At 44.8% G+C, this 5,126-nt stretch carries 2 protein-coding genes and 1 pseudogene; 2 read left to right on the top strand and 1 reads right to left on the bottom strand.

Annotation, left to right across the window (positions count from 1 at the left end; all coding sequences use genetic code 11):
- The first annotated feature begins 307 nt into the window (after positions 1 to 307).
- A complete protein-coding gene (locus AACX33_RS04680; protein ID WP_194003890.1) occupies positions 308 to 3,037 on the top strand; it encodes a TnsA endonuclease N-terminal domain-containing protein in 2,730 nt (909 codons plus the stop codon).
- Positions 3,037 to 4,545: an ATP-binding protein gene (locus AACX33_RS04675; RefSeq protein WP_194003888.1), complete on the top strand. Its 1,509-nt coding sequence runs from the start codon at positions 3,037 to 3,039 to the stop codon at positions 4,543 to 4,545. The genes AACX33_RS04680 and AACX33_RS04675 overlap by 1 nt, the downstream gene beginning before the upstream one ends.
- Positions 4,546 to 4,554: 9 nt before the next feature.
- On the opposite strand, the pseudogene AACX33_RS26455 reads toward AACX33_RS04675, so the two are convergent.
- Positions 4,555 to 4,965, bottom strand: a pseudogene (locus tag AACX33_RS26455) (hypothetical protein).
- Between the last annotated feature and the right edge of the window lie 161 nt (positions 4,966 to 5,126).

The raw sequence follows: 5,126 nt of genomic DNA, 5'->3' as shown, positions 1-5,126 counted from the left end.
TGTGCTTTTACCGCAAAAATGGCCAAACTTTGAACCATAAGCTGACCAAAAATTAACGGAACTTCAGACCTTGCAGCAACAAGTTAGATAAAATTTTGTATCAATAAATGTCCGCGTGTTGAAAAAGTGAATCATAATAGAGCCAAGAGTTGTCTAAACCCCAAACAGTCAAAATTGCCCAAATCAAACAGCAATATCATCAACTTTGCAGCCAAGTTATGGTTCAAAGAAGCTCTGAGGGACAGTATTGGTTGATTGTGGTCAGGGTAAAAACTCTTTTTATCAGCACCCTCAATGTTGCAAATCAATGAACTCAGAAGAATTTGAGTATTGGTGTAGACGGCAACAATTAACGGCACAAACAATTGACTTGATTGCCAAAATTCGTGCTGCTCCACCCTCACGTCGTGTACAGGGACGAGCCAAAAACGTGAGCGGAGTATACCCTAGTCGCAAAATGGGTCAAACCATCCAATTCGAGAGCCACACCGTAGAATTGTGGGCAATTTACCAGATGGAAAACGACCCATTCGTATTAGAATATTACGACCAGCCCCCACCCTTCAAAATCCAGTACAAAAACGCAGCAGGACGTAACATAGGTCATTATCATACCCCTGACTTCTTTGTATTACGCTCCACAGGAGCAATGTGGGAAGAATGGAAAACAGTTAAAGAATTAGAGCGACTAGCCCAAAAATACCCAGGACGCTACCAAAAAACAGAAACCGGAGATTGGCACTGCCCCCCAGGAGAAGCTTACGCCTCCTCCTATGGACTAAAATACAACATCCGCACCGATGCTCAACTACATCCAGTCTTCACCCAAAACCTGATGTTTTTGTCAGATTACTTCGGGTTCAACACCAATATCCCCACCAGCGTCACCGAAAAAATACAGCAATGGGTAAAAACCACCCCAGGAGCAACAATTGCAGCAATGCTGGCATCAGTTCCCGGAGTCAGAGCCAACGATGTATACGCCATGATTGCAACCCAACAGCTTTATGTGGACTTGTATGCTGTCCCATTAGTTGAACATTGGCGGGTAAAACTGTGGGCAAATCAACAAACTGCGGATGCTCATACCCTGGTAACACAAGAAACCATATTACCCAACTTAGAATTCATCTCACCCGCAACACTCTTACCTAACACAACATTCTTGTGGGACTCAAGACTGTGGACTTTAGTCAACCACGGTGAAACTACAACCACACTACTACCTGAAGTTGGGCAACCAATACAGTTACCAACAGCATTTTTTCTCCAATTGCTCTTTGCAGGTGATATTAGCATCCAATCACAAGAGGAACTCAAAAGCACCAACGAAACCGTGCGTTCATTGATGGATGCCGCCTCCCCCAGCGACCTCAGACAAGCAAACCACAGATTTCATCTAGTACAAGCATATTTCCAGCGTCACACAGACATCTACAAAGACATCAAACCCCGCACCCTGCGTCGTTGGGTACAACAGTACCGTGAAGCTGCAAATAGCTTAGGTTGTGGTTATGTTGGTTTACTGCCACGGACAAAGAGTAAAGGAAATCGTCAACCCAAAGCACCAACTCAAGAGAGCGAACTACTCGATAAATTTATTACCGAGTATTTTGAAACCCCAAGACTTTCCCCAGCAGCTTCAGTCTATCGAGCATATACCAGAGCCTGCCTATCCTTAAACATCCAACCACTCAGTCAGCGCACATTCTATTCTCGATTAAAAAAGCGACCAATCCACGAACAAACCAAAAAACGTCAGGGAGCAAAAGCCGCATACCCAACAGAACCAAAAATCTTAGAACTAACCAAAACCACACCCCGACACGGAGACAGACCCTTTGCCATCGTCCACATTGACCACACCCAACTCGACATCGAACTACGTTCTGTGGCCACAGGACGTAACTTAGGACGACCTTGGTTGACATTACTCATTGATGCCTATTCCCGACGTATCCTCGCCCTTTATCTCACCTTTGACCCACCCAGTTACAGGTCTTGCATGATGGCACTACGGTCTTGCGTCCAGCGGTTTGGTCGCTTTCCCGAAGCCGTAGTCGTAGATGGAGGTAAAGAATTTCATAGTCTCTACTTTGACACCCTACTAGCACGCTACCACTGCATCAAAAAAACACGTCCCGGTGGCAAACCGCGTTTTGGTTCAGTCATTGAACGATTATTTGGTACAACAAATACCGAGTTTGTATACAACCTCTTAGGTAACACCCAAGCCAGTAAACAACCACGACAAATTACTAAAGCTGTTGACCCCAAACAACAAGCCGTGTGGACATTGGCAGATTTATATACCTACCTCACCGAGTGGGCATACTCTGTGTACGACACAAGTGAGCATGATTCCCTGGGGGCAACACCATTGCAAGTTTATACCGACGGATTGCTGATAGCAGGAGAACGAGAACACCGACACATTGCCTACAACGAAGACTTCCTCATGTCCACACGCCCCAGTACACCCAAAGGAACGGCTGTAATCCAGCCCGGACAGGGAATTAAAGTCAACTATCTTTATTACTGGAACGATGCTTTCCGTAATCCATCTGTTGAAAAAACCAAAGTCCCAGTACGTTATGACCCCTTTGATATGGGTGTGGCTTATGCCTACCTAGAAGGACGTTGGGTAAAATGTATTTCCCAGTATTACAACACCTTTGTGGGACGCACGGAGAAAGAAGTGCTGTTAGCCGCCCAGGAAATTAGACAACAGGATAAACGTAATGTTGTCAGCACGAACATCTCAGCTAAACGGTTAGCCGATTTTATCGCCAGAGTGCAAGAGCATGAAACTTTGCTACTGCAACGATTACGGGATTTAGAAGCCAAAAGTGTACGGGAAAATTTAACATCTGATGGACATGAGGTATCCCCAGTTATTCAAGTTCCAGTTATACCGACAATACCGAAGTCAAAAGCCAATAAGTCCAACCAGGAAGATGTAGCCAAAGTTCATAAAACTGAAAATGTCCAACTATTGGATGTGACAAAACTGCCTGTTTTTGAGGAATACAGATAATGGAGAACTTTCCTGAATCAGCACAGTCCCAACTCAAGCAATTCAAGGAATATGCGATATCTCATCCCCAGTTGGCACAAGTGGATATGCTACTGATGGGTGCGATTCGTGAACCGGCGGGGTTTGCCCATGTCTTGGTGTATGGACCCAGTGGCGTGGGGAAAACGACGATGATTCGCCAGATTACTAGACGCTTAAATGGGACTACTGTTGACCAACATGGTTCTTATGGTGTTCGTGAGTCTGGCTATCGCAATGATAATGTTTCCCCAATGCCACTGTTACTGGTGGAAACACGACCTTCTGACGGTGGGGTGTTTAATCGGGCTGATTATTACCGCACGGCACTGAGGTTGTTGGGAGAGCCATTTTATGAGCGGCGGATGATGGTGGATATTGATGCCGAGCAGACTTGGGAGAAGAAGGGGCGGGGACGCAGCAAAGCAGCACAGTTCAATGATTCCCCTGAACTGCGTCAGGCTTTGGAAGAGGCGATGAGTAAACGCGGTGTTAAGGCTGTGATTTTGGATGAAGCACAGCATTTAATGAAGATTGGTAGTGGGGCTAGTGGTGGTAAGCTTTTAGACCAGTTGGATTGGATTAAGTCAATGACGAATGTGACTGGTGTGTTGCATATTCTCATTGGCACTTACGAACTTTTGAGTTTTCGGAATTTAAGTGGACAGGCATCACGCCGGGGGTTGGATATTCATTTCCCCCGTTATTTGTTTCAAAATGAACAAGATAGGCAGGATTTTCAGGGAGTTTTACTGGCACTACTGAGACAAGTTCCTCTTCAGGTTGATACTCCGGCTTTAATGCAGCATTGGTTTTATTTCTATGAGCGTTCTATTGGTTGTGTGGGTGTTTTGAAGGATTGGTTAATTCGGGCTGTGGCGGCAGCGTTGCATGATGGCTGTGATACGCTGACTTTGGAGCGTTTGCATGAACATACTCTTTCTCTTGCCCAGTGTGAACGGATGGCGATAGAAGCGACTGAGGGGGAACAAAAACTTTGTTATATGGAAAGTCGCCGCGAACATTTATGGCATTTGTTACAGATGGGGATGACTTCGACTTCGGTTCCCGGTGGGATTGTGGATTTATCGTCTGGGTCACAATCTACTGTTGCACCTGTTTCTGCTTCTGCTGCTAAATCTACTCGTAAAAAACGTTCTGAGAAGGAGACGGGACAGGCTGATACTCTTAATCCAGAAACAATGGCTGGTAGCCCGGAACCTAAGAAGAGGCAATCTCGGAAAAAGAAGGAATCTCCTGTTGTTGTTACGGAGACAGCATTCGTGCAAACCCCGCCTAAGAAGAGACCCACTCGCAAAAAGAAGGAATCTGCTGTAGTCTCGGAGGAAATGCCACAAGATACACCTAGTTCTAAGATTGAGGTAATATCTTTAACAACTGAGTCTGACAATGTTGAAGCCGTTCCCAAGAAAAATGGGCGTAGAAGTGTTGGACAACGCAAGCCACAACGAGATAAGGTTGGGGAGTAGGTACAAAATTTACAGTCTTTTGTTCAACAGAGTGATGAATTGATTCAGAGTTTTTTGAGTTGTTTTGTATCCAGGGGTTTGTTTACCTAATTTTAGTTCCTGTAACACTAGGTCACGTAAAGCTTCAAGTTCTGTCATGTTGGGCGGTGTTGGTGTATGCGTTTCAGCGATGTTAGGTTGTTGATCTTGGTTTTTTCCTCTCCGTGTATTACACGGGTAAGGGTTTTCTTCTCCTCATGTATTACTTGGTAGGTTGTTACTTTTTACTATTTCTTCTAAATAATCTGCTCTTGTCAGTCCTAAGCATTCAGCAGCGATACCCAGTGCTTTCCAGGTGTCATCAGTCAGTCTCAATGAGCGTACTTGACGGTAATCATCGTTTTTCAGGGCGAATTTCCCTTGAATATCCCGTTTCAGCATGACCTTTCCCATGTAATACACCGTTAGGCTAACAAATTTCTACCGTGTATTACATGGGAAAATTAATTTTCTACTTTGACTGTTTTTTTGACCCATAAGATGGACATCTACTTTCTGAAGCATATCTATGCCAAAAAGCTCACTTGTTCCTTCAAATCACA

This window comes from Nodularia sp. LEGE 04288 (assembly GCF_963896525.1).
Classification (GTDB): Bacteria; Cyanobacteriota; Cyanobacteriia; order Cyanobacteriales; family Nostocaceae; genus Nodularia.
Note: the sequence above shows the minus strand (reverse complement) of the source record. Positions and strands in the feature narration are given on the sequence as shown.